The 24420-nt window shown below is 43.8% G+C and carries 20 protein-coding genes and 3 pseudogenes; 13 read left to right on the forward strand and 10 right to left on the reverse strand.

The genetic code is table 11. The annotated features are described in order from the left end of the window. Window positions 1-352 precede the first annotated feature (352 nt). A complete protein-coding gene (locus tag F890_RS05040; protein WP_004679438.1) occupies window positions 353-1216 on the reverse strand; it encodes an IS982 family transposase in 864 nt (287 codons plus the stop codon). A 213-nt stretch (window positions 1217-1429) separates the two neighbouring features. Between F890_RS05040 and sdsA the strand changes: the two genes are divergently transcribed. From sdsA to F890_RS05075, 7 genes and pseudogenes are all read left to right on the forward strand, one after another. Beyond that, window positions 1430-2407, forward strand: a complete 978-nt coding sequence (gene sdsA / locus F890_RS05045; RefSeq protein WP_005265900.1) for an All-trans-nonaprenyl-diphosphate synthase — start codon at window positions 1430-1432, stop codon at window positions 2405-2407. 15 nt (window positions 2408-2422) lie between these two features. After that, a complete protein-coding gene (locus F890_RS05050; RefSeq protein ID WP_017398024.1) occupies window positions 2423-4471 on the forward strand; it encodes a site-specific recombinase in 2049 nt (682 codons plus the stop codon). A 152-nt stretch (window positions 4472-4623) separates the two neighbouring features. Continuing rightward, window positions 4624-5226, forward strand: coding sequence for a phosphatase PAP2 family protein (locus F890_RS05055; protein ID WP_005265902.1), 603 nt, complete (start codon window positions 4624-4626; stop codon window positions 5224-5226). Window positions 5227-5262: 36 nt separating this feature from the next. Then, a complete protein-coding gene (locus F890_RS05060; protein ID WP_005265903.1) occupies window positions 5263-6525 on the forward strand; it encodes an efflux RND transporter periplasmic adaptor subunit in 1263 nt (420 codons plus the stop codon). 13 nt (window positions 6526-6538) lie between these two features. Continuing rightward, window positions 6539-9715, forward strand: coding sequence for an efflux RND transporter permease subunit (locus tag F890_RS05065; RefSeq protein ID WP_005265905.1), 3177 nt, complete (start codon window positions 6539-6541; stop codon window positions 9713-9715). Further along, the gene (gene adeK, locus F890_RS05070; RefSeq protein WP_005265907.1) at window positions 9715-11181 is read left to right on the forward strand and encodes a multidrug efflux RND transporter AdeIJK outer membrane channel subunit AdeK; all 1467 of its coding nucleotides are present in this window, start codon (window positions 9715-9717) and stop codon (window positions 11179-11181) included. Before F890_RS05065 ends, adeK begins: the two co-directional genes overlap by 1 nt. 108 nt (window positions 11182-11289) lie before the next feature. Then, window positions 11290-11508: pseudogene (locus F890_RS05075) on the forward strand (YbjQ family protein); the annotation flags it as partial. Window positions 11509-11520: 12 nt separating this feature from the next. Here the strand turns inward: F890_RS05075 and F890_RS05080 are convergent. Continuing rightward, complete coding sequence (locus tag F890_RS05080; protein ID WP_004282307.1) at window positions 11521-12825, reverse strand: IS4 family transposase; 1305 nt, start codon at window positions 12823-12825, stop codon at window positions 11521-11523. A 77-nt stretch (window positions 12826-12902) separates the two neighbouring features. On the opposite strand from F890_RS05080, the pseudogene F890_RS18040 reads away from it, so the two are divergent. The 3 genes and pseudogenes from F890_RS18040 to F890_RS05090 form a co-directional block, all read left to right on the forward strand. Continuing rightward, window positions 12903-13046, forward strand: a pseudogene (locus F890_RS18040) (YbjQ family protein); the annotation flags it as partial. Between the two features lie 3 nt (window positions 13047-13049). Continuing rightward, window positions 13050-13499, forward strand: a complete 450-nt coding sequence (locus F890_RS05085) for a YbjQ family protein (RefSeq protein ID WP_005265911.1) — start codon at window positions 13050-13052, stop codon at window positions 13497-13499. Window positions 13500-13696: 197 nt separating this feature from the next. After that, the gene (locus F890_RS05090) at window positions 13697-14371 is read left to right on the forward strand and encodes a DUF1345 domain-containing protein (RefSeq protein WP_005265912.1); all 675 of its coding nucleotides are present in this window, start codon (window positions 13697-13699) and stop codon (window positions 14369-14371) included. A 120-nt stretch (window positions 14372-14491) separates the two neighbouring features. Here the strand turns inward: F890_RS05090 and F890_RS05095 are convergent, their stop codons facing one another. From F890_RS05095 to F890_RS05105, 3 genes are all read right to left on the reverse strand, one after another. After that, complete coding sequence (locus F890_RS05095) at window positions 14492-14989, reverse strand: DUF2505 family protein (protein WP_004280652.1); 498 nt, start codon at window positions 14987-14989, stop codon at window positions 14492-14494. A gap of 149 nt (window positions 14990-15138) precedes the next feature. Next, window positions 15139-15414, reverse strand: a complete 276-nt coding sequence (locus F890_RS05100) for a hypothetical protein (protein WP_004280654.1) — start codon at window positions 15412-15414, stop codon at window positions 15139-15141. 259 nt (window positions 15415-15673) lie between these two features. Then, complete coding sequence (locus tag F890_RS05105; RefSeq protein WP_005265913.1) at window positions 15674-16159, reverse strand: hypothetical protein; 486 nt, start codon at window positions 16157-16159, stop codon at window positions 15674-15676. Window positions 16160-16529: 370 nt separating this feature from the next. On the opposite strand from F890_RS05105, the gene F890_RS05110 reads away from it, so the two are divergent. Beyond that, entirely contained in the window at window positions 16530-16997 is a 468-nt protein-coding gene (locus F890_RS05110; protein WP_005265914.1) for a GNAT family N-acetyltransferase, read from the forward strand. On the opposite strand, the gene F890_RS05115 is transcribed toward F890_RS05110, so the two are convergent. From F890_RS05115 to F890_RS05135, 5 genes are all read right to left on the reverse strand, one after another. Further along, a complete protein-coding gene (locus tag F890_RS05115; protein ID WP_005265915.1) occupies window positions 16994-18805 on the reverse strand; it encodes a sensor domain-containing diguanylate cyclase in 1812 nt (603 codons plus the stop codon). The two genes, F890_RS05110 and F890_RS05115, sit on opposite strands and share 4 nt — an antisense overlap. Before the next feature lie 241 nt (window positions 18806-19046). Further along, window positions 19047-19385: an FKBP-type peptidyl-prolyl cis-trans isomerase gene (locus F890_RS05120; protein WP_004280661.1), complete on the reverse strand. Its 339-nt coding sequence runs from the start codon at window positions 19383-19385 to the stop codon at window positions 19047-19049. A gap of 85 nt (window positions 19386-19470) precedes the next feature. After that, the gene (locus F890_RS05125; RefSeq protein ID WP_004731934.1) at window positions 19471-20094 is read right to left on the reverse strand and encodes an MgtC/SapB family protein; all 624 of its coding nucleotides are present in this window, start codon (window positions 20092-20094) and stop codon (window positions 19471-19473) included. Between the two features lie 85 nt (window positions 20095-20179). Continuing rightward, window positions 20180-20710, reverse strand: a complete 531-nt coding sequence (locus F890_RS05130) for a YaeQ family protein (RefSeq protein WP_026056583.1) — start codon at window positions 20708-20710, stop codon at window positions 20180-20182. Between the two features lie 101 nt (window positions 20711-20811). Beyond that, on the reverse strand, window positions 20812-21819 hold the full coding sequence (locus F890_RS05135; protein WP_005265917.1) for a CobW family GTP-binding protein: 1008 nt from the start codon (window positions 21817-21819) through the stop codon (window positions 20812-20814). Window positions 21820-22210: 391 nt separating this feature from the next. Here F890_RS05135 and F890_RS05140 point away from each other — a divergent pair, with 391 nt between their 5' ends. Next, window positions 22211-22444 carry a hypothetical protein gene (locus F890_RS05140; protein ID WP_005265918.1) on the forward strand — a complete coding sequence of 78 codons (234 nt, stop codon included), beginning with the start codon at window positions 22211-22213 and terminating at the stop codon, window positions 22442-22444. 352 nt (window positions 22445-22796) lie between these two features. Then, a pseudogene (locus F890_RS05145) lies at window positions 22797-24402 on the forward strand (bifunctional 3-(3-hydroxy-phenyl)propionate/3-hydroxycinnamic acid hydroxylase). Window positions 24403-24420 lie beyond the last annotated feature (18 nt).

Here is a 24420-nt window from a genome sequence, read left to right on the forward strand (position 1 = left end):
GTACTCCAAACAAGCCCGTGTCGTCGTGCCGATAAAGGAATATATCGAACTTAAGACGTACGCCACTGGGGGGATATCTAAAGGCGAGGATTTTAAGGGATATTCAAAAAAACAACAAGCCATTTTACTGAAATAATAATGAGCAGGATGCGCTAATTATTTAACTATTAAATAATTTCTATCAAATCAAATACTCAAGATATATTCAGCAACAAAATAATACAGCAGAAATCCGGCCAGTTTGATTAATATACTCAGCCTGACGAATAGGGCCACGCCCCCTGACCTTTCCTGATTTTTATGGCTCGAAATATGGATCGAATCTACATAACCTGAGTTCGATGAAATCCACTTAACCTTTTAGCATATTTTGGAAAGTTGGCTTATTGGGGTTCAAACAATAAGCCACTACAGCAGCCATGATATTCACCATGAAATTATTTACCGAACGATGACGTGAATGTTCAAGTTGATGTAAATTTTTTAATTGATCATTCACTGTTTCGATCAATCCTCTTCTGCAAAGTAATTGTTTTTCTTCTTCAGTTTGGATGGGTTTATTTTTCATATTCCGACGTGATGGGGTCAATATTTTCAGTCCTCTTGCTGCTAAAGCTTCGGCTTTTGCTTTGCTCAAATAGCCTTTGTCTCCGAGTAGGATCCCTTTTAATTCTTGAGTTAAAGATTCTAATATAGCAACATCATGAACATTTCCCGATGTCAGCTTGAGATTAATAATTTCACCTAAATTATTGATAACGAGATGTAATTTAAAACCATAAAACCAACCCGTACTACTTTTTCCACGACCGGCCAAGCCTTTAAATACACGATGCCTTTTAATCCGAAGATTATGGCAAACTACCAATTTAGTGGAGTCAATGATACTGATTCCCGTATCTTTTCCTTTCACCTGATGGAAGAAACTACTCAGAGCTTGCAAACAACGGGGCATGATTTCAATAAATCGGTTGTAGCTAAGCAGTTTAGGAAAAGCAGATTTCCAGAATGGAACGATCATTTGGCAATAAAAATATTTGAAGAATCTAAAACCGGATTGATGAAATAAAATGACAATGGTCATTGCTTCAGACAAGCTTAAAGCTGACTTTTTCAACCTGGTTTTTTGATTAGAAATTAAAGCTTTCTCTAAAGATTCATTAAATTTTTTGCAGAAATCATCCAAAATACAAAATAATTCGGTAATATGATCCATTGAGAAGCCTTGTTTTATAACATTTTGTCTTGAGAACCAATATGTTACAAAAACAGGGCTTTTTTTCTACTCTTTTTTTATATCGAACTCAGGTTACATAAGATCTATAAAAAGCTGATTTTTAGTGGAGTTTATGCATTTCTTAGGTTTCACTCATGTTATAAATTGTTAAACTACGCCCAGCGATTTACCAGACTAGAGGTTTTCTTTCACATGACCATCGACTTTAAGCAAGATATTCTCGCTCCTGTTGCTAACGACTTTGCTGCGATGGACACATTCATTAATGAAGGAATTACCTCAAAAGTTGCATTAGTGATGGCCGTCAGCAAACATGTGGTAGAAGCGGGTGGCAAACGTATGCGCCCGATTATGTGCCTTTTGGCCGCCAAGGCGTGTGGTGCTGAAAATTTAGAACCGCACCGTAAACTGGCTGCAATTATTGAAATGCTGCATACCGCAACACTGGTGCATGATGATGTGGTAGATGAATCCGGTCTGCGTCGCGGCCGCCCGACGGCCAATGCTACCTGGAATAACCAGACTGCGGTTTTGGTGGGTGACTTTCTGATTTCACGTGCTTTTGATTTGCTGGTCGATCTGAACAACATGGTGTTGCTCAAAGATTTTTCGACCGGTACCTGTGAAATTGCTGAAGGTGAAGTGCTGCAACTACAATCCCAGCATCAGCCGGAAACCACTGAAGCGACTTATTTGAATATTATTCATGGCAAGACCTCGCGCCTGTTTGAACTGGCAACAGAAGGTGCTGCCATTTTGTCGGACAAAAACGAATTCCGTCAGCCTTTAAAAACCTTTGCCGGACATTTCGGCAATGCTTTCCAGATTATTGATGACATTTTAGATTACACTTCCGATGCGGACACGCTCGGCAAAAATATTGGTGATGATCTCATGGAAGGTAAACCGACCCTGCCATTGATTGCGGCACTGAAAAACACCACCGGTGAGCAACATGAAATCATCCGTCGCAGTATTGCGACTGGCGGTACGGAACATCTGGAACAGGTCATTCAAATTGTCAATGAATCTGGTGCGCTGGATTATTGCCGTCAACGTGCTACAGAAGAAACTGAAATTGCAATTGATGCCTTACAGGCATTACCTGACTCCGAATATCGTCAGGCCCTGATTAATCTGGCCAAACTGGCCCTACACCGAATTCAGTAACTTTTAAACTCGCCTATGCATATCAATTTTCTAGATCTTTTTCAAAACATGCAACACCAGCTTGAACAACCTCGGGCGGTGCTGGATGAAAATCTTCTGATTGAACTGGTTGAAAGAATCAGACCAGAAGACAGCAGAAATACCGAAGAGATCGAAGCGAAATTCAATGCATTTATCCGGGCTTTATTACTCACCCCGAATGCGGTTGCCACGCTTCAAACCTTTACCCTGCGGATCATTAACCGCTATAAACAAACCGGTCTGTTTTCCGATACCGGTATTTTGTCTCTGGATGGGTTCTGGAACCAGCTGAATCAGCGCCTTGGCGCGCATGTCTTACCGCTGATTCCCGACCATCAGCAACTCCAGGAATTATTCCGCAAGGTTTTTTATCAGCGTACCGATAAATACTGGCTGGATTATTTTGATGAAGATGACTGGCAACGTTTATTTTCAGTCCTGAATCAGGGACATTCCAATCAGCCTGAAAAAACCCGAATTAAAGACCAACTGATCAAGGCATTGACCATTTTGTCTTACCGGATCAGTGGTATTGGTCTGCACCCTGAATTTATTAATGCCCAGCCTGAACTGATGGAATATGAATCTCCTTTTCTGGTACAGAATCGTGAGATTAACGAGTTTATTCAGGAATATAAAAAACGTTACAACACAGTCACCCTAGTCGATTCGATTACCCCACCGGATGCCTCACAAGCACTGGTGATGCTGGAACAATGTCATGATGTCGTGGCCAAGATTCGCCGTTCTACCAAGCGGACTGGCGTCAGTGTCAGCCTGACCTATATGCTGGCACTGCTAGAACAGTGTCTGGAACGGGTCGAGATTCTGCTGAATATGGTGATGGATGACGATGATCTGCGTTATCAATCCATTGGCCTGTTTATGGCGGACATTACTGAAGCAATTTATAGCGAACGCAGTGTGCGGGCCCTGCTGGCCACCAATAGTGAACTTTTGGCTTTGCAAGTGACTGAAAATGCCAGCAAGACCGGTGAACATTATGTAAGTACCGACAAGCAAGGCTTTCTGGCCATGTATAAATCGGCTGCAGGTGCTGGTGCCATCATCGCAACAATGGCCACCTTAAAAGTTCTAATGACACGCCTCACCATGGCTCCGTTAATGCAGGCTTTTAGCTACAGCATGAACTATTCGCTAGGCTTTATGCTGATTCATGTCCTGCATTTTACCGTAGCGACCAAACAACCGGCGATGACTGCTGCCGCACTGGCGGCTACTGTACAGCAGCGTAAAGGCTCGAAAATGGCTCAAATTGCCGAGCTGGCCGCGCTGATTGTAAATATCATCCGCACCCAGTTTGTCGCCATTTTGGGCAATATTTCGATTGCAATTCCCGTAGCAGCATTGATTACCCTGCTGTGGGATTTTGCGCTGCATGAACCTTTAATGAATCATGCCAAGGCTGCCAAAACCCTGCATGACCTGAATCCTTTTACTTCGTTGGCAATTCCGCATGCAGCGATTGCCGGGGTATGTCTGTTCCTGTCCGGATTATTGGCCGGTTATTTTGACAATATGGCCGTTTATCGCAAAGTCGGTCCGCGCCTGAAAGCCCATGTGCGGTTATCGCAGCTGATGGGGCAAGAGCGTCTTTACCGTTTTGCTGACTATATCGAACGTAATTTGGGTGCATTGGCGGGTAATTTTATTTTCGGAATCATGCTCGGCAGTATGGGCACCATTGGTTTTATTCTCGGTCTGCCACTGGATATTCGCCATATCGCTTTTGCCTCTGCCAACTTTATTCAAGGCCTGATTACCATCAATGGCCCTGATATCGGCTTGATCGTGGTGTCTTTTCTGGGTGTGTTACTCATTGGCCTGACCAACTTGTTTGTCAGTTTCACTTTGACGATTATTGTAGCCTTACGCGCACGCCGGGTGCGTTTTGAACAGTGGAAACCTTTGGCAAAACTGGTCATGACGCACTTCCTGACCCGACCTAGTGATTTCTTCTGGCCACCCAAGCAAAGCATTGAAATTGACGAAAATCATACATCGACAAAAACTCAAAACTGAGATAATTACACTATATTTAGCAACAAATTCCTTACGAAAAAAATGGAATTCGCATAAAATACGCACACTTGAAAAAAAGTGTACTGACAAGTACACTTTGGTTCAGACAATTGGCCGATCTGCGAACGGTTAAAAGGACAAGGATTTTTGGCATGCATTACTTGTTACTTTTTGTCGGTATTTTATTTTTAATTTTCAGTGTGTTCATCCTGAATATTCCCGCTTTAAACGAGCTCGACTTGCAAGCTGTGGAATGGATGAGTCTGTATCGCACCGAGTTTTGGAATCAAATTACTCAGTCCTTATCCTTAATAGGTGGCATGCCATTTGTATTATTTTTATCCACGCTATGGTGTATTGCATTGCTGTGGTATAAAAAGTATACAAACGCAATTTTTATATGTATCGGAATTATCGGAGGAATTCTCCTAGCTTGGCTGTTGAAATTTACGATTGCCCGACCCCGACCACCAGAATCCTTGCATCTGGTTGAAAGCTTTGGAAGTTCCTTTCCAAGTGCCCATAGTCTATATGCGGCCTGTCTGGCTTGTCTGGCAATTTACATCCATCGGCAACATTCCCGTTATACCCTCATCGTAATAGGTGCAGTGGTATGGATGCTGATGATGGGGATCTCAAGAGTTTATCTGGGCGTACATTTTCCTTCAGATGTCATATCCGGCTGGAGTATCAGTTTTATTTGGATTTCGTTGTGGTATATGGTCTGGATCAGATATTGCGCGGCTCACAAATAAGAAAATTTAGATATAAATCTAATTAGAGGTGGAATAATGATGTCTGCAAAGCTTTGGGCACCTGCCCTGACTGCTTGCGCATTGGCAACAAGTCTTGCACTTGTTGGTTGTAGCAAAGATCCTAAAGAGGGCCAGCAAGCTGGTGCTCAACAACAAATGCCACCGACTGAAGTCGGTGTTCTTGTTGCACAACCGCAAAGTGTAGAGCAGTCTGTAGAGCTCTCAGGTCGTACAACAGCATTTGAAATTTCAGATGTACGTCCACAAGCCAGTGGCGTGGTGCTTAAACGCTTGTTCAGGGAAGGCAGCTATGTGCGTGAAGGTCAGGCCTTGTATGAAATCGATTCAAGCACCAACCGCACTACAGTGGACAATGCTCGTGCAGCGATTGCCCGTGCTGAAGCCAATCTGGGCGTATTGCGTGTGAAGGAAGGCCGTTACCGTCAACTGGTCGGTACCAATGCCATTTCCAAACAGGAATATGATGACATCGCGGCACAGGTCAAATTGGCTGAAGCTGATTTGAATGCCAATCGCGCAACTTTGCGTAATGCAGAAATCAACTTGGGCTATTCGACTGTACGTGCTCCGATTTCGGGCCAGACCAACCGTTCGTCTGTGACGGCGGGTGCTTTGGTGACAGCAAATCAGCCAGAGCCATTGGTGACGATTCAACGTCTAGATCCAATCTATGTAGATATTAACCAGTCAAGTGCCGAGCTTTTACGTTTACGTCAACAGCTTAACCAAGGCAGCTTGAACAGCTCGAACAACACCAAAGTCAAGTTGAAGCTTGAAGATGGCAGTATCTACCCGGTTGAAGGCCGTCTTGCATTCTCTGATGCCAGCGTGAACCCGGAAACAGGTACCGTGACTTTACGTGCGGTATTCCCGAACAAAAATCACCTGCTTCTGCCAGGTATGTTTGCCACTGCACAAATCGTACAGGGTGAAGTACCGAATGCGTTCCTGATTCCGCAAGCAGCTTTGACTCGTACCCCAACAGGTCAGGCGATGGCGATGCTGGTCGGTGCTGACAATAAAGTGACGCCACGTCCAGTGACCACCGTTGGTTCCCAAGGCAGCAACTGGATTGTGACTGAAGGTCTGAATCCAGGCGATAGAGTGATTGTAGATGGTATTGCGAAAGTAAAACCTGAACAGCAAGTTGTACCAAAACCTTATCAACCTCAAGCTGCTGCGCCACAAGGTGCTGCACCGCAACAGCCTGCAGCGAGCGAGAAAAAGGCAGATGATGCTAAAGAGAAACCTGAACAAAAACCTGCTGCAAATGCATAAGGAGTAATGGTTCATGGCTCAATTCTTTATTCATCGCCCTATTTTTGCATGGGTGATTGCATTGGTGATTATGCTGGCGGGTATTTTAACCATCAGCAAAATGCCGATTGCACAATATCCAACCATCGCGCCACCGACCGTGACGATTTCTGCGACTTATCCGGGTGCATCTGCTGAAACTGTTGAAAATACAGTGACCCAGATCATCGAGCAGCAAATGAACGGTATGGATGGCTTGCGCTATATCTCGTCTAACAGTGCGGGTAATGGTTCTTCTTCTATTTCCTTGAACTTTGACCAGGGTGTCGATCCTGATATCGCACAGGTTCAGGTTCAAAACAAATTACAGTCTGCGACTGCCCTGCTACCTGAAGATGTACAACGTCAGGGTGTGCGAGTGACCAAATCAGGTGCCAGCTTTCTGCAAGTTTTGGCATTCTATTCACCTGATAGCAGCCTGACTGCAGATGACATCAAAGACTATGTTAACTCGAATATTTCTGAACCTTTAAGCCGTGTGGCCGGGGTCGGTGAAGTTCAGGTCTTTGGTGGTTCTTATGCGATGCGTATCTGGCTGGATCCAGCCAAGATGGCCAGCCTGCAAGTAACGCCAAGTGATATTGCTACTGCAATCCGTACCCAGAATGCACAGGTTGCGGTAGGTCAGTTGGGTGGTGCGCCTGCAGTTCAAGGACAAGTGTTAAATGCGACGGTAACGGCTCAAAGTCTGTTACAAACGCCGGAACAGTTCAGCAATATCTTCCTGAAAAATGCCACTTCTGGTGCACAGGTTCGCTTAGGTGATGTTGCACGAGTTGAACTTGGTGCAGATAACTATCAGTTCGATTCTAAATTTAATGGCAAACCGGCTGGTGGTGTAGCTATTAAGCTCGCGACTGGCGCCAATGCCCTGGATACCGCACAAGCAGTTGAAGAGCGTTTAAAACAGTTACGTCCGAACTATCCACAAGGCATGGTCGACCAACTGGCGTTTGACACCACACCATTTATTGAACTGTCGATTAAGAGTGTAGTTAAAACCCTGATCGAAGCGATTATTCTGGTGTTCCTGGTGATGTTCCTGTTCTTGCAGAACTGGCGTGCCACCATCATTCCAACCATGGCAGTTCCAGTCGTCGTATTGGGTACTTTTGCCGTCATTAACATCTTTGGCTTCTCGATTAATACCCTGACCATGTTTGCCATGGTATTGGCGATTGGTCTTCTGGTCGATGACGCGATTGTTGTGGTCGAGAACGTCGAACGGGTCATGGTGGAAGAACATCTCGATCCGGTGGCTGCAACTGAAAAATCGATGAAACAGATTTCTGGCGCATTGATTGGTATTACCTCGGTGCTGTCGGCAGTATTCGTTCCAATGGCTTTCTTCGGTGGAACCACCGGGGTCATTTATCGCCAGTTCTCGATTACGCTGGTCACAGCGATGGTCTTGTCACTGGTGGTTGCCTTAACCTTTACCCCTGCCCTGTGTGCGACTCTGCTGAAACAGCATGATCCGAACAAGCCGGAAAGTAATGGTATTTTTGCGCGTTTCTTCCGCTGGTTTAATAGCAGTTTTGACAAGGTCTCTGTGAAATATCAGGGCGGCGTCAACCGCATGACCCACAGCAAGATTTTCTCAGGTGTGGTGTATGCCGTGGTACTGGGTATTATTGTGCTGTTGTTCCAGAAACTGCCTTCTTCTTTCCTACCGGATGAAGACCAGGGCGTGGTCATGACGCTGGTTCAGTTACCGCCAAATGCAACCTTGGAACGTACCGACAAAGTGGTCAGCACCATGACCAACTATTTCTTGGAAAACGAGAAAGAGCATGTAGAATCCGTCTTTAGTGTGGCAGGTTTCTCCTTCACGGGTGTGGGACAAAATGCAGGTCTGGCTTTCATTAAGTTGAAAGACTGGTCAGAGCGTCACAGTCCGGAATCTCAAATCGGTGCCATTATTCAACGTGGTATGGCGCTGAACATGATTGTCAAAGATGCGTCTTACATCATGCCACTGCAATTACCTGCAATGCCTGAACTGGGTGTGTCGGCTGGCTTTAACTTACAGCTCAAAGCTGCAAGTGGTCAAAGTCATGATCAGCTCCTGGCAGCACGTAATACGATTCTCGGTCTAGCAGCACAAGACTCGCGTCTGGCTGGTGTACGTCCGAATGGTCAGGAAGATACTCCTCAGTACCGTGTCATTGTGGATCATGCGCAAGCAGGTGCACTGGGTGTCAGCGTTGCCGAAATTAACAGCACCATGGGTATTGCTTGGGGCGGTTCATATATCAATGATTTCATTGATCGTGGTCGTGTCAAGAAAGTCTATGTTCAGGGTGAAGCTGGCTCGCGGATGATGCCGGAAGATCTGGACCAATGGTATGTGCGTAATAATCGTGGTGAAATGGTGCCATTCTCGGCATTTGCCACAGGCGAATGGACCTACGGTTCTCCACGTCTTGAGCGTTATAACGGCGTATCGTCCATGAACATTCAAGGTACACCTGCTCCGGGTATCAGCTCGGGCGATGCAATGGTGGCCATGGAAGAAATTGTGGCGAAGTTACCAGAAATGGGCTTGCAAGGTTTCGACTTCGAATGGACAGGTCTATCTTTGGAAGAGCGTGAATCTGGTGCACAGGCGCCGTTCCTGTATGCCTTGTCACTGCTGATTGTCTTCCTGTGTCTGGCAGCCCTGTATGAAAGCTGGTCGATTCCGTTCTCGGTTCTACTGGTGGTGCCATTGGGTATTGTGGGTGCATTATTACTCACCTTTGGTGGAATGGTGCTGCTGCAAAACCCGAACCTGTCGAATAACATTTACTTCCAGGTGGCGATTATTGCGGTAATTGGTCTTTCTGCGAAAAACGCGATCTTGATTGTCGAGTTTGCGAAAGAATTGCAGGAACAAGGTGAAGAGTTATTTGAAGCGACCTTGCATGCGGCAAAAATGCGTTTACGTCCAATTATCATGACCACATTGGCCTTTGGTTTTGGTGTATTACCGCTTGCTCTGGCTTCAGGTGCGGGTGCAGGTAGCCAGCACTCAGTCGGTTATGGTGTACTTGGCGGCGTGATCAGCTCGACCTTGTTAGGTATCTTCTTTATCCCGGTATTCTACGTGTGGATTCGAAGTGTCTTTAAATACAAACCAAAACAACAAAATCAGGAGTATAAGTCGTAATGCAAAATGTATGGTCTATTACAGGTCGTAGCATTGCGGTATCTGCCCTTGCGCTTGCTTTGACGGCCTGTCAAAGCATGCGTAGTCCAGAGCCGGTTGCGCAGGCAGATATCCCGAGCAGCTATACCAATGCGTCTGGTACTTCTGTAGCAGAACAAGGTTATAAAAACTTTTTTGCTGATCAGCGCCTGTTACAAGTGCTGGATCTGGCATTAAACAATAACCGTGATTTGCGTATTGCTGCCCTCAATATTCAACGAGCTCAGCAACAGTATCAAATTACTGAAAACAACCAGTTACCGACGATTGGTGCCAGTGGTAGCGTATTGCGCCAGGACACCATGAATTCGCAGAATCGTGGTGCAGTGACAACTTATAATGTCGGACTGGGTGTAACTGCGTATGAACTGGATTTTTGGGGACGTGTCCGCAGCTTGCGTGACAATGCGCTGGATAGTTTCCTGGCGACCCAAAGTGCTCGAGATGCGACGCAAATTGCCTTAATTGGTCAGGTGTCTCAGGCTTGGCTCAGCTACTCGTTTGCCAATGCCAATCTGGCTTTGGCTGAGCAAACGCTGAAAGCTCAGCTTGAATCTTTTAATCTGAACAAAAAACGTTTTGATGTCGGGATCGACAGCGAGCTTCCAGTGCGTCAGGCGCAAATTTCGGTTGAAACAGCACGTAATGATGTTGCGAATTACCGGACTCATGTGGCACAGGCACAAAACCTGTTAAACCTGCTGGTCGGTCAGCAAGTGCCTGCGAATTTATTACCAGCACAACGCGTGACCCGCATCACTTCCAATACTGCATTGGGTTCAGGCTTGCCAAGTGATCTATTGATCAACCGTCCAGATGTTCGTGCAGCAGAATACCGCCTGTCTGCGGCAGGTGCCAATATTGCGGCAGCACGTGCACGTCTGTTCCCGACGATTAGTCTGACCGGTTCAGCAGGTTATGCCTCTACTGATTTAGGCGACCTGTTTAAATCAGGTAGTTTTGCCTGGTCATTTGGTCCGAGTCTGGATATTCCAATTTTTGATTGGGGTACCCGTCAGGCCAATATCCGTATTTCTGAAACCGATCAGCAAATTGCCTTGTCAGATTACGAAAAGTCGATTCAGACTGCTTTCCGTGAAGTGAATGATGCCTTGGCAGTACGTCAGAATATTGGTGATCGTCTGGCAGCTCAGCGCCGTCTGGTCGAAGCAACCAACACCACCTATCGCTTGTCTCAGGCACGTTTCCGCGCCGGAATTGACAGCTATCTGACGGTACTGGATGCACAGCGTGCGTCTTATGCAGCAGAACAAGGTTTGTTATTGCTTGAACAGGCCAATCTGAACAATCAGGTTGAAGTCTACAAAACCCTGGGTGGCGGCTTGAAAGTCAACACGACGGATACCTTGCCGAATACCCCGTCTGTGTCTGAACAGCGCCGTGCGGCAGAACAACCAGCGCAATAAATTCCAGACAGATCAGGAAAAGCTCACTTCGGTGGGCTTTTTTTTATTGCATTTTCGAGGCAGTTTTCCTATTGTCATAGACCAGCGATTTATTTAGAAAACATGCACATGTTACTTAGCAATCTGGAATCTGTACCGGGACATACCATTCGCCAGCAAATTGATGTGGTGTATGGCAGTACCGTACGCAGCAAACATGTCGGACGTGACTTACTGGCCGGCCTGAAAAATATTGTCGGTGGTGAGCTTACCGCCTATACCGAACTGCTGGAAGAATCACGACAGGAAGCCATGAACCGCATGATTGAAAAAGCCCGTACTATGGGTAATGCCAGTCAGTTAAGAAATTGACTGGCATTTTCTTGGATATTTTTGTGCTTTAATTTTCACTACTCGCGGACATTGCCTTTGCCTTTTTTCAGGTAATACAAATATTTTAGATTGTTCAAATAATTGCGCTAAATGTTTGGGTAGGTTTCCTGCTGATTCTAAAGGTGTGTGCCTTAAGATATTGATAATACTCATAGATGCAATATGGAAACTGATCCTTAAAGGACTCACCTTTGCATGTTCAGCGATAAACCTCATCTGTCTTCTTAAGATATTATATGCAATAAATACCCCCCACAATTCTTGATAGACCAAATCAGGTTGTTTGCTTCTTAAAATCCTTGCATCCTGTAAATCACTTTTAATTTCCCGATAACACATTTCTATTTCCCAACGCTGGATATAAAGCATTGCAAGGTCTTTGAATGGATAAACTTTAGAATCTGTTAATGATGTAATGTAACGTCTTATTTTTCCTGCATATTCAACTTCAATTAAACGTGCTTCCCAATAGTCACCCAATGACGGATTTATCTTTTTTGCTCTTGCTGAAACAGGCATTTTGATCTGAAAGTCATGGGCCGCATTATGATGAATCACTTCATAACGCAGGTTGTCCTTTGCTCGCATCAACCAATGACTCTCTTCTGCCTGAGATTGCCAGCTCACTAAAAAATCAGCAGAGAAGTAAGCACGATCAAATAGGGTAATACTGCGAACTGGTGCTTTTAATTGACTGGCTAAGGTTAATTCACCTTGATCCATACTGCCCATTTGGGCATCAATCATTTCATGGGTATTGGTATTCACCAGGCAAGTCGCTCTAACTTGTGGGTAAGGTGCAGCTGCTGTTTTGCCTTTGGATGAACCAAAGTGCTTAAAGTTTTCTTCTGTATGAGGCATAGACCAAACCACACCATCTACAGCACAAACGCATAGACCGTGAAAGTTGCTATATTGTTGTTGTGAGTCTTTAAACCATGCCTGACTTAATGTCGAAAATAAAGCACTCATGGGTTCTAAGCCTAAGCGTTGTCTTGCTTGTACGGATGCACTCGGTACACAGTATTCTGCCGTACCGAAAACAAGTTGCAATTGTTGAACCACATACCAAATCGGTTGATTTCGAAATAGAGCAAGTCCGATTACCAGCCAAACAACATGTTCAGCAGGCAGTTTTCTTTTTCGAATTGATGCTTTACCTGTTTGGTCTAAGCAATCTTCAATCCAGTTTAAATCAATCAATTCACTGAATTGTGAAAGTGAAGGTAGGGTTTGTTTTAATGTTAAATCTAGATTCTGAGATAAATTCATAAAAAAAGAGCGTATTTACATACGCTCTTTTTACAGCATTTTAACTTTTTTTGCTTAACTGACTGGCATTACGTACTATGGGGGCTAATGCGATTGTCGGCATTCGTTTCTCGACCTCCAATATCGCCCAAGGTGCTTCTGAACTCTTTGTTTATGGAACAGCCGTAGTCGTTGATCCGATCATGCCAAAATTGCCCGACCCTTTTCCGCAGGAAGATTAAAGCATGGATGGTTTAATTCTCCAGATCATCATTTTTGCCATTCTGTTTAGTGTCGGTTTCGGTTTTGGACGTTATAACGAACGTAAACATTTTCGTTATCTGGATGAACAGGAACAACGTCTGGCATATATCCGGGTGAATAATAGCCGCTTCGCTGTGTCTGAATATTCCGGACAGATGATCAGCAGCAATGTGGTCATTTCCCATGATTATTTTAAATATGCGATTGCCAATGTACAGAATATGCTCGGTGGCCGTCTGACCAGCTATGAAAGTGTCGTAGAACGCGCACGACGTGAAGCAATTGTACGTTTAAAACTCGAAGCCGAAAAAATCGGGGCGACTCAGATTATGGGTATTCGGCTCAGCACCACTGAACTCGGTATGCAAGGTGGCATGGTGGAAGTCTTTGCTTATGGCACTGCAATCCAACAACCCGCTCAATCCATTTAAACATCGGTTCAAAAAAAAATTTATCGAGAGGATCACGCCTGCTGCACGATCCGCGCAGTCAAATTAGTTCGACACCTTTAGGAAGAAATGTCGTAGAGGAAATAACTAAGGCTGCTACTCAGGCCGTTGCAATCTTCTTTATTGCAAACGGTTCTGTGTTAGGATCTTGAGAAGTCAGCAAAACAAATATAAATGGCATGATGCAGCTTCTTCAATCTATAAAAACGGCACTTCAATCCCGTCTGTATTTCTTTATTATTTTCCCAGCCATTATTGGATTTTATCTGATTTTACAGACAGTCACCCCTTTGAGCTGGTCAAGCTGCCTGTTGATCAGCTGGAATATCGCGATTTACGCTTATTTATTATTGACCATAAAAAAACTCTGGCGTATTGATCATGCTCATATCCTGCAACGCGCCATGCAACAGGATGCCAGCAAATGGATCATTCTGTTTCTGGTGATCATCACCCTGATCATGTGTTTTATAGCGATTATTATTGAAATTAATCATTTACCCAAAGACACTACCATCCGAACCGGCCATTTAATCTTGTCAGTTCTGACCATTATTTCAGCCTGGTTCTTGATGCATACGATTTTTGCAATTCATTATGCGCATGACTTTTATTTGGCGCTCGACAAACAGCAACAAGGCGGACTGGATTTTCCAAATACCACCAGACCGACTTATCCAGACTTTCTATATTTTAGTTATATCATCGGGACTTCTGCGCAAACTGCAGATGTATCCATTACTTGCCAATCCATGCGGGTTTTAAATACCCTACATTTGCTTTTGGCTTACGGATTCAATACCACCATTCTGGCCATCAGCATTAATGTAACGGCAAACTTTATCAGCACTTAAAAAGTTTTTTGGATAGTGGCAGTACCCTGAAAATAGCGATCTACCGCCCAATCAGCTACCACTACCCTGCGTCTAACCTGACCAGTTTTTAAATTAGGTCAATCACAGTATTTGATTGCTTCAAGCGGTGAGACCTTTACGCAATTCATCTTCGACGATGCTGAGTTCAATTTCACTAAATTTACGAATCTCACCTTCAGCATGCTTTTCTAGCATGCCACCCAGCAAAGGCACTTTGACTTTGACTGTCCAGTTTAACTGGAACTGGATCTGGTCTTCATCTCCAGTGACTGCACGCTGACAGATGGCCTCGATCGGCAAGTTCGCACCGAGTTGTACCGTCGAAGTCATTTCATTCAGATCGCTAACATCGGTACGCTGCAAACGGAAGGCATCTTTGAGTAATTTTTTTGCGATATCCGGAATATTAACATCTAGATTATAAGCGCGTTTCAGGGTATACATATGCCCCTGCTTTTCCGAAACCAGGATTTCCAAGTTTTGCGCAGGAATTCGATGGCAAACTGCCTCATGCAAACGAATATCATTGGCCAAACGCTTAAATTCATCAATAGACACGCCATTGATAATTGCTTTCACGGTGAACTGATGTGCCATGCTATTTTTTCCTTATTTTTATTACGATATTCGCCTATGCCACTCTCGGCTGATGCGAATAAAAATCAGATACAGAGATGACTCTGCAATTTATATCAACTTTATAGCGGATGTCATTATTCTTTTATCGGGAAATTCCGGCAGCCCGGTCAATGTTTGCAACATAGTTTTACTGAAAGCTGTGCCTGTCCACAGCTGATCTGTAGCTGCGCTTCGCCATAATAAATCACGGCATGAAACTCATCGGCACCATCATCTAGACCGGAAACATAGTATTCAGTTCCAGCTGGGAAAGCCTGCAGCCAGTCAGCCTTATAAAAATCAGACACAGAATCAAACTGCAAATACAGTTCAGGCTCAGCTTCGATCTTCATCGCCAGTGCAATAAACTTCTGTAATTGTGCTTGATGAAAATCAATGATCATAGTATTTCTGCCTTTTTAGTCCGGATCATTGCTCGCCAGACTTCGTACATTTTAAATGACTATTTCAAGGATACGACTCTCGAGTTTTGAGGTTTTTCTAGCACAAGATTATGGCTTAAAGGAGATAAATTATATGGGCTATTTCCGCCAAGCGGCAGAAAAAATCTGAGCTAAGGCATGAGATACCTTTTCTGAATTGCAATGGCTTAAGTACGTAGTCTGAGATCTTCAATCGTACAGAATGACTGAAAGTGGTGTTCTAAGCACAGTCAGAATGCAAAAGTTCCCTGCGAATTTCATGCCGGTGCTCTTCTCCAAAACGGTCGACATGTGCATAGAATACGCCATAGCGACCGACATAATATTCCAGTGACTGATCATAAAAATTCCAGAAAATAGACCATTCCCCTAAATCCATCTGACGAATCTGGGTGCCACTGTGCATCGGCATTTTTTGTAATAGTTCTTGCTGTAATTGTTCGGCCTGTGCCCGATTCTCAATATGCACTTGCTGTTGAAAGAATAGCTGTGCCACATCGTCAAACAGCTCCAGTTCATAAGCATCTACCAGATGTACTTGCTGCTCTTGCTCGATGACCTCTTGCTCTGTCATGCTGGAAATCTGTGCCGGTTTTTCTGGACGCTGACGCGCCAGATGGCGCTGAGCTTTATAGATCTTTCTGCCTACGATCCAGGCAGCATTCAACATAAATAAAACACATAACAGGAGCAGTAATTTCAGCATGGTTGATGATCTCATGTGACTAATTTTATTTTTATGGTTATAGGATCAAGATTCATTTGAATAGTCCCTTTTGACTCAGCATACGTCTATTTTTTATACAGTGCAAACTTCAGGCTTATTTTTACTATTTATCTTCTCTGCTTGCTCATTTTACCCAGATTCAAACTTCGATTTATTTAAAAATTGATTTACTTTGATTTTTTATTTTTAACGCTGTAATGAGATTGAAGAACTTGAGATAAACAAACAGAACAAATCAGCAACAGAACCGATCTTCACATTGATAAATCACGGAAAATATTCTCAAAAAACTACAATATTGTTCTGTTTTTTACCCTCTTCTTTTTTATCCAATAAACCTTCCCTATAAATGTTCGAGAAAATGAATAATATTATGATTCGTGAAGGGAAGGTCGAAGATATACCTCAAATTATTCAGGTCATTCATGACAGCATTCAGTCCTGTGTACTGGATCATCAGCGTGAAGAAAGCAAAATTCAAACCTGGCTAGAAAAATTTGATCATGCCAGCCTGATTGTCGATATGCTGTATAACGATTGCTGGGTTTATCTCATCTATGACAAGGTCGTCGGGTTCTTATTGGTCAGTGATGCTGGAGAAATCCGGATGCATTATGTGGCCCAACACTGCCAAAGGCTGGGGTTTGGCACCGAGTTATTTCATCAAATGCATCACGCTTTATTAAAGAAAAAAATTCATCAGATTGAAATACAGTCTACTCAAACTGCCTTAAGTTATTATCAACACTGCGGCTTTCATCCCCATTCTGCCGAGCCAGAAGATGAATCGCGTTATCTGTATAAATATGTTTTTTAATCGGCCTCTTTTTCAATTTTTAACTGATCACGTCCGGCCTGTTTGGCGGCATAGAGCTGCACATCCGCCGCTTTCATCAATTCATGAATATCTGCATAGCCATGTTTTTGTTCAACCCAGGCCGCGCCCATACTGACCGTAACATAATCTTTTGCATCTGGCCGATTCAGATGTTCCATACGCTGTTCCCGAATCTGGTTTAATACATTTTCCAGATTTTTTAGGGCAGTTTGAACTGGCATTCCAGTGAGCAGAATCGCAAACTCTTCACCACCATAACGTGCCAGATAGCCAGATGGTGGCAAAGCAGCTTGAATAATCCTGACCAGATTTTTCAGGATTTCATCGCCTTTTAAGTGACCATAGTAGTCATTATAGTTTTTAAAAAAATCGACATCGAGCATGGCAAAAATCAAGGTATGTTGCGGCTGTTGTTGGGTTTGTAAAAACTGCTGCTGGATTTCATGATTTAAGGCACGCCGGTTAAAAGCCCCGGTCAATGCATCAATATTCATCTGCTGTTCCAGTTTGGCATTCACTTCACGCAGCTGCTGAGTGCGTTCTTTAACTTTTTGATCGAGCGAATTATTGAGCGCGATCAGGTTCAGGTTCAGCTGTTCAGTCTCATAAGTTTGATATGCATAATGCCTGGACTGCTGAAACATGATTAATAAGGCATAGATACTGGTTGAGATAAAGAACAGATGCGTGGTTTTAATTACATTGATCAGCAATAGATAATCATTCAAAAAAGTTAGACAGAGGAAAATAATTGCAATCAGATTTAAACGCGAATAATGCTCTTTATAACGTAAGGTCTGATAAAAACCGTAAATAAAATTACCGATGATGACCAAGGCAAAAATCGCACTAAATAGGGCCAGACGTTCAAATATCTCAGGAGGTGAAAATAGGGTGAAAGTAATGTTAAAGACCAGTAATGCCACTGCGATATAATAAATCAGCGGATTTAGATAGCGCCGGTTAAACAGATGCATATAGCTGAGAAAAAAGAAGGCCGCAATAAAAGTAAACAGATACTCTAAGCGGGTTCCCCACAGCCAGTTGATATTGGTAAATACCGAATAGGCATAAGGTGCAGAAAACAGATTATGCAGGGCCAAAAAGACAATAAACCAGCCAAAAACAAAGATACTTTTACTGTTACGTTCTCGTGATCCCCGGAATACCGAAAATAGAATGATAAACACCCCCACCCCAAGTACCGCCCCGCACACCATGGCAATACTCATCATGAGCTGCTGGAATTGGCGATTGATGGTACCTGCAACACCAATCTGCATCGGTCGTTCAAGACCGCCATGCAAGTGGGTATAATTGGAAGCCTGAATGCTTAAGGTAATATATTCAGTATCTGGAACAAAATAGCCAATACGCGGTGCTTTTTCAGCCACCTGTTTTTCAGGTGTAGTACTGATTTCCCCGAGCCGAACAATAAACTGTCCGTTGACATATACCCGATAGGCGCCGTATTGGGTGGGAATCCGAATCGCGATACGTCGCCCGAGAAATTCTTTCGGAATTTTAAAATAACCAATAAAGGTACCATAACCAGAATTTGAACCTGCAAGAGTTTTAAAAGAGGCTGGCAATTCAACTGTTTTTGACTCGAGTACGGGATTGGGCTGAACAATAAACTGGCTCGGATAAAACAGCCATTTTCCCTGCAAAGAGCGGCTGCTATGTTCGGTAAAATTGACTTCCGTAATATGGTCGTGAGATTGCTGCTGAAATGACGGCGACGGGAGTTCATCATGGGCGATTGCTGAACTTGTAATCCAAGTCATGCAGCTAAAGGCCCAGACAAATACAAAAAAACAGACATTCCTTATCGAGTTATGCAAATACGTTCTATCTCAAGATAATTCTTTATTATTCTTATAATTTACAAGGAATATTTTTGATTTCAGATCTTTTTAGATGTTTTTTGTAGCTTATCCGGCACAGCCTATTTTGAAGCAACTGCACCGGAACCAGCGTATATCTTTGAATAAAAAATATAACTTATATTCAGCAAGTTAAATCATTTTAATCACGTGTTTTTACATCAAACAGTTCAATTTCAAAAATCAGGTTGGAATTGGCTGGAATGACTTTACCCATTTTACGTTCGCCATAGGCCAAATGTGCAGGCACCATCAGTTTACGCTTGCCACCAACTTTCATTCCCAGAATCCCCTGATCCCAACCTTTGATCACACGACCGGTACCAATGACAGTTTCAAAATAATTACCACGGTCAATAGAAGAATCAAACTTGGTTCCATCTTCCAGCCAGCCGGTATAGTGCGTGGTAATTAAGGCACCTTTTACCGCTTCTTTACCTTCGCCTACTTTTAAATCAATAATTTCAAGTTCGTTGATCATGGTTATTTACCTGAGAGGAGCATAAAATTCAAAGCTCAGTATAAACTGGATTGCTCTGTTTTTTTAAGCTTGGGACATTGATGGGTTAAAAGCTGAGTTCCTGAATATTCTTATCATTGAGTAAATACTGGGTTAATTCTTGATGATTCTTGGCCGATCCCATCAGAATCCAGCGTCCGACAATCTGTTGATCAATTTTTTTTTGTGAGGAATGCACCACTTTTAACTCATAACGTTTAAATAACATTTCGTAGTGATCGGAATCATTCTGATCGAATGGGCAGACGATTTCATAGCTGCGTTCCTGATTCAGAGATTCAATGCCGCGCTGGACATACATCAATAGAACCAGCACCGCCATGACAATAAAAGTAGCCCAAATACTTAAGAGTTCATAGCCTGCACCGACCGCCATGCCGAGTGCTGCCGTCATCCAGATCGTGGTTGCGGTGGTAATTCCAGAAATACGGTTATCATCTTTCAGGATAACACCGGCACCCAGAAAACCCAGTCCAGTCAAGACATTAGCGGCCAGTCGGTCAGGATTGGCCACGCCTATTTTCAGAGAGATAATGGTAAATAAACAGGAACTCAGACTGACCATAATCATGGTACGCAGTCCGGCAGATTTACTGTGATACTCACGCTCTGCACCAATAATTGCGCCGATCGCGACAGCCAGCAGTAAATCATAAAGTTCATGGTACATGGTGCAGCCCTGCGTATTCTTATCCCTCAGATATACGCAATTTGAGCTACAGGATACAAGTCCAGACTTGCATCCTTATTTGGCCTTATTGTAACTGTTCCCACTCCACCAGCACCTGGCCCTGATCACCGATCAAGGTCCATTCACCATCCATCACATTGAGCTGTAACTGCATGGTGCGTTCGCATAATTGTGGCAATGCGTCGGTGGTTGCGGTAGATAACTTCCACACTTCCACATTTTTTAAGGTTTTTAATTTGCTGCTGCGCTTATACCATTCATCCACCGCAGAACCATAGGTGACAACTGCGACCTGCTTGCAACGCGCACTGGCCTTTTTGACTTTATCTTCATCCGGGCTACCGACTTCAATCCATTTGACCAGTTGACCGGTCAGATCTTTTTCCCAGAGTGCCGGTTCATCGGTTTCAAAAAGATCCTTGGTAAATTCCAGCGCTTCATCGGCATAGCGTGCATAGGCCAAAATACGCACCATCAAGCGTTCAATGGTTTCTGAAGGATGCAGCGCCATCGTCAGCTGATAGTCTGCATAACGATGCGTATCCATGTCCGCAATATTCAAATCAACCTTATAAATCGTCGCTTTTAACGCCATCACATAATCCTCAAATTTGGCGCCTAGCATATAAGATTTAGCGCTATTTTGCTGAACAGATTTAGGCCAATAATTCATTCAGCGCACTAGAAACAGTACCATTATTTCTCTGGATCCATACGACATTGCATCAGGGCAGTTTCAAAGGCCAGCCAATCCCGTGACTGTTGATAAATCACTTCTACCCGGTTATCAATGCCTTCATCTGCCGACTGATAATTAAACTGCTCAGGATTAAAATTAAAGCTTTTCCAGCCTTGATCCGTATTAAAAATTCCCTTGATTCTGAGCCAGTCTTTTTGTTCACAGAGCAGATCCAGCAGATCATAAAAATTGAATTGCCAGCGTTTTGGCAATTTCCAGCCCGCAACCTGATAACCCTGCGCGCTTTCTACATAATGATAAGGCATTTGCTGAATCACTAAGGGCGTATCTGCTGAACGGGTGATCTGTTGCTGTTTTAACAAAGGCTGAATCTGACGGGCGGAACCCCGATAGTCCTGCTTGATCAGTTCGATATCGAGTTGTCCATGCTCGGTGAACAACCACTGTTGGGCATAAGGTTGATATTCTGTCTGAAGTTGCGTGAGTGCTGCGTGGTCTGCGGTTGTCATCAAGTCAGTATGTGAAATCACCACAATATGCGCTGCCTTGAGTTGGTCTGCGTACAGGTTTTGCTGAGTCCAGTCTCGATCATGCAAACGTGAACCATCTACCACTGTGACCAATGCCTGCATGTTTAAATGACTCTGCCAGTGCGGTTCGGTCAGCTGTTCCAGTAATTGGCCAGGATGCCCCAGTCCGGTAGGTTCGATAAACAGACGATCCGGTTTCACTTCTGACAGCAGGCGTGACAAGGCAATCTGCATCGGCAATTGGCTACTGCAACATAGACAACCACCCAACAGCTCTTTGACCGCATAACCCTGATCTTGCGGCAATAACTGCTGGTCTACCCCAATCTGGCCGAATTCATTCATTAGCACAGCCCAGATTTCCTGTTCCGGTTTTTGCTGTAATAAATGTTTGAGTAGTGTGGTTTTACCTGCACCCAAAAATCCGGAAATGATATGGACAGGAATAGCCTGCGACGCTGACAGAATTTTCAAAATCGACTCTCAAGAGATTGAATAGAAATAGCAATACTCTGCATTATAAAGCACAGTGTGACTTTAAAATGCGTGTTCTTCGCAAACACGGCGTGAAAATCACAGAGATAAAAATTAATGGAATGATCCCAAATTACCAATTTTCTATGTTAACTTTTATTTCAAATTGGATTCTTGAAATATTCACACACACTTTCATTAAATAAAACTCCGCATAATTAACAGAAATAAAACAACTTTCTCAGTTTTGTATCTGCTGGGTTATTCCCTGCGTGTCGCTTTTGTTAATTGATTTGCTCAGTAAAATTTCAGTGCTTAGGATGGGCATCTGTCGAATTGATGTGATGGTCAGCTCGGCAGATTACATGACATGAATAAAAGGATGCCAAAAATGAAATATGCACAAATCTTACTTGCCACTACGCTTACTGCTGCTGCAGCCACCAGTTTTGCTGATAGTAAAACTACAGATGCGAAAACCACCACTACAGAAGAAAAAGTGATTGTGACTACCCAGGAATTACCTGAATCGAATGCTCCTGTTGCAGGCGCATCTGCAGAGCAGCCTGCTGCCTCTGAAGCTGCTGCGGAAACTACGACACCTGCAAAACCTGCTGCACGTTAAGTAATTGAACGACTCGTTTAATCCTTCAATGAAGATATCAGGGATAGTAATTCTCCAGTAGGCTTTGTCCTATACTGCCCCGATATTATTCGATGCTGAATCATGCTTGATGCTGGTTCAGCATTTTTATTGCACAAAATCTGCCTCCAACCATAGTCAAAACTGATCATAGAATTAATACAGGCTATCAAATTTTTATTATTTTTATATTTAAATTCAATTACTTATTTAAAAATTACCTATTTCAATCCAATATTATCCATATACTTAAGCTACTATCGCCTAACTTGTTTCTGGCTTCTAACTGTCCCTTAATAGCATCAAATGCAAGTCGATTGAATGGACATTCGCTATGAGCAATACTAATTACACTACTGAAGTGGCAATTCTGGGCGCCGGCCCTGTAGGCTTAACCATTGCCAACTATCTGAGCAAGCAAGGTGTAGCTGTCACGATTGTCGAGCAACTGGATAGTTTAATTGATTATCCACGTGCGATTGGGATCGATGATGAATCCTTGCGTACCATTCAATCTTTGGGTTTAGTCGATCAAGTCTTACCGCATACCACTCCGAATCATGCGATGCGCTTCTTGACGCCTAAAGGTCGCTGTTTTGCAGATATTCAGCCTTTAACACGTGAATTTGGTTTCTCGCGCCGTAATGCCTTTATTCAGCCACAAGTTGATAATGTTCTGCTGCAAGGCTTAAAGCAATATAAAAACACCCAAGTGCTGTTTTCTCGTCAATTGACCCAGTTTAGTCAAGATGCTGACGGCGTAACACTTAACCTGCAAAATAAAGAGGGTGATGCAGAAACCATCCGCGCTCAATATCTGATTGCCTGTGATGGCGGTAATTCCTATGTGCGCCGCAACCTGGGCATTGCCTTTGAAGGTGAAACTGCACCAAATCAGTGGATTGTAATCGACCTTGAGAACGACCCGCTGGCTACACCGCATATTTACTTATGTTGTGATCCGGTTCGTCCTTATGTATCAGCTGCATTGCCACATGGTATTCGCCGTTTTGAATTTATGGTTATGCCGGGTGAAACGCAGGAAGAACTGAGCAAACCGGAAAATATTGCCAAACTTCTGTCTAAGGTTTTACCAAGCACGGATGGTATCGAAGTGATCCGTCAGCGTGTCTATACTCATAATGCCCGTATTGCGGACAAGTTCCGTGTCGACCGTATTTTTCTTGCCGGTGATGCTGCGCACATTATGCCGGTATGGCAAGGTCAGGGCTATAACAGCGGTATGCGTGATGCCTTTAACTTGGCCTAGAAAATGGCGCTGGTTGTTCAAGGCAAAGCTGGCCCAGCACTTTTAGATTCGTATCAGATCGAACGTAAAGACCATGCCAAGGCGATGATTGGCCTGTCGGTGATGGCAGGTCACGTACTGGCACCACCGAAAAAATGGCAAGGTTTTGTTCGTGATGGTATTTGCCTATGCCCTGAACTACATCAAGCCGATCAAACAATACCTGCTGGAAATGCGTTTCAAGCCGATGCCGAAATATCATGACGGCGCACTTTTGAGTAATGGGGCCAAGAACTCTCCAGTCGGTAAGATGTTTATCCAGCCTCAAGTTCAACTGGCTTCGGGTGAAACCGTATTACTGGATGAAGTGATCGGCAATGATTTTGCGATTATTGCCTGGGGTGTTGATCCGAAATGGGGTCTGAGTCCGGAGACGTTGCAACAGTGGAAAACGCTCGGCGTGAAATTCATTCAGGTGATCCCGGCAGTGCAATTGCAAAATAGCCAGCGCAAAGAGTATGAAGATGTCATCACCATTGGTGATATCGGCACAGATATCCGTTCATGGTTTGGCAACACGTCTGATTCAGTTGTGATCTTGCGTCCTGACCGTTTCGTGGCTGCGCTGGCCATTCCTCAATCGATGGAAAGCACCAGCCAGCAACTGTTTAAAAAGCTTTACCTGAAATAATATTAGAGTCACCTTTCA

The organism is Acinetobacter sp. CIP 64.7 (assembly GCF_000369745.1).
Lineage (GTDB): Bacteria > Pseudomonadota > Gammaproteobacteria > Pseudomonadales > Moraxellaceae > Acinetobacter > Acinetobacter fasciculus.

Excerpts from the sequence above, each read along its gene's own strand:
- F890_RS05040 (WP_004679438.1), bottom strand. The coding sequence starts at position 1,216 with ATGGATCATATTACCGAATTATTTTGTATTTTGGATGATTTCTGCAAA.
- sdsA (WP_005265900.1), top strand. The coding sequence starts at position 1,430 with ATGACCATCGACTTTAAGCAAGATATTCTCGCTCCTGTTGCTAACGAC.
- F890_RS05050 (WP_017398024.1), top strand. The coding sequence starts at position 2,423 with ATGCATATCAATTTTCTAGATCTTTTTCAAAACATGCAACACCAGCTT.
- F890_RS05055 (WP_005265902.1), top strand. The coding sequence starts at position 4,624 with ATGCATTACTTGTTACTTTTTGTCGGTATTTTATTTTTAATTTTCAGT.
- F890_RS05060 (WP_005265903.1), top strand. The coding sequence starts at position 5,263 with ATGATGTCTGCAAAGCTTTGGGCACCTGCCCTGACTGCTTGCGCATTG.
- F890_RS05065 (WP_005265905.1), top strand. The coding sequence starts at position 6,539 with ATGGCTCAATTCTTTATTCATCGCCCTATTTTTGCATGGGTGATTGCA.
- adeK (WP_005265907.1), top strand. The coding sequence starts at position 9,715 with ATGCAAAATGTATGGTCTATTACAGGTCGTAGCATTGCGGTATCTGCC.
- F890_RS05080 (WP_004282307.1), bottom strand. The coding sequence starts at position 12,825 with ATGAATTTATCTCAGAATCTAGATTTAACATTAAAACAAACCCTACCT.
- F890_RS05085 (WP_005265911.1), top strand. The coding sequence starts at position 13,050 with ATGGATGGTTTAATTCTCCAGATCATCATTTTTGCCATTCTGTTTAGT.
- F890_RS05090 (WP_005265912.1), top strand. The coding sequence starts at position 13,697 with ATGATGCAGCTTCTTCAATCTATAAAAACGGCACTTCAATCCCGTCTG.
- F890_RS05095 (WP_004280652.1), bottom strand. The coding sequence starts at position 14,989 with ATGGCACATCAGTTCACCGTGAAAGCAATTATCAATGGCGTGTCTATT.
- F890_RS05100 (WP_004280654.1), bottom strand. The coding sequence starts at position 15,414 with ATGATCATTGATTTTCATCAAGCACAATTACAGAAGTTTATTGCACTG.
- F890_RS05105 (WP_005265913.1), bottom strand. The coding sequence starts at position 16,159 with ATGCTGAAATTACTGCTCCTGTTATGTGTTTTATTTATGTTGAATGCT.
- F890_RS05110 (WP_005265914.1), top strand. The coding sequence starts at position 16,530 with ATGTTCGAGAAAATGAATAATATTATGATTCGTGAAGGGAAGGTCGAA.
- F890_RS05115 (WP_005265915.1), bottom strand. The coding sequence starts at position 18,805 with ATGACTTGGATTACAAGTTCAGCAATCGCCCATGATGAACTCCCGTCG.
- F890_RS05120 (WP_004280661.1), bottom strand. The coding sequence starts at position 19,385 with ATGATCAACGAACTTGAAATTATTGATTTAAAAGTAGGCGAAGGTAAA.
- F890_RS05125 (WP_004731934.1), bottom strand. The coding sequence starts at position 20,094 with ATGTACCATGAACTTTATGATTTACTGCTGGCTGTCGCGATCGGCGCA.
- F890_RS05130 (WP_026056583.1), bottom strand. The coding sequence starts at position 20,710 with ATGGCGTTAAAAGCGACGATTTATAAGGTTGATTTGAATATTGCGGAC.
- F890_RS05140 (WP_005265918.1), top strand. The coding sequence starts at position 22,211 with ATGAAATATGCACAAATCTTACTTGCCACTACGCTTACTGCTGCTGCA.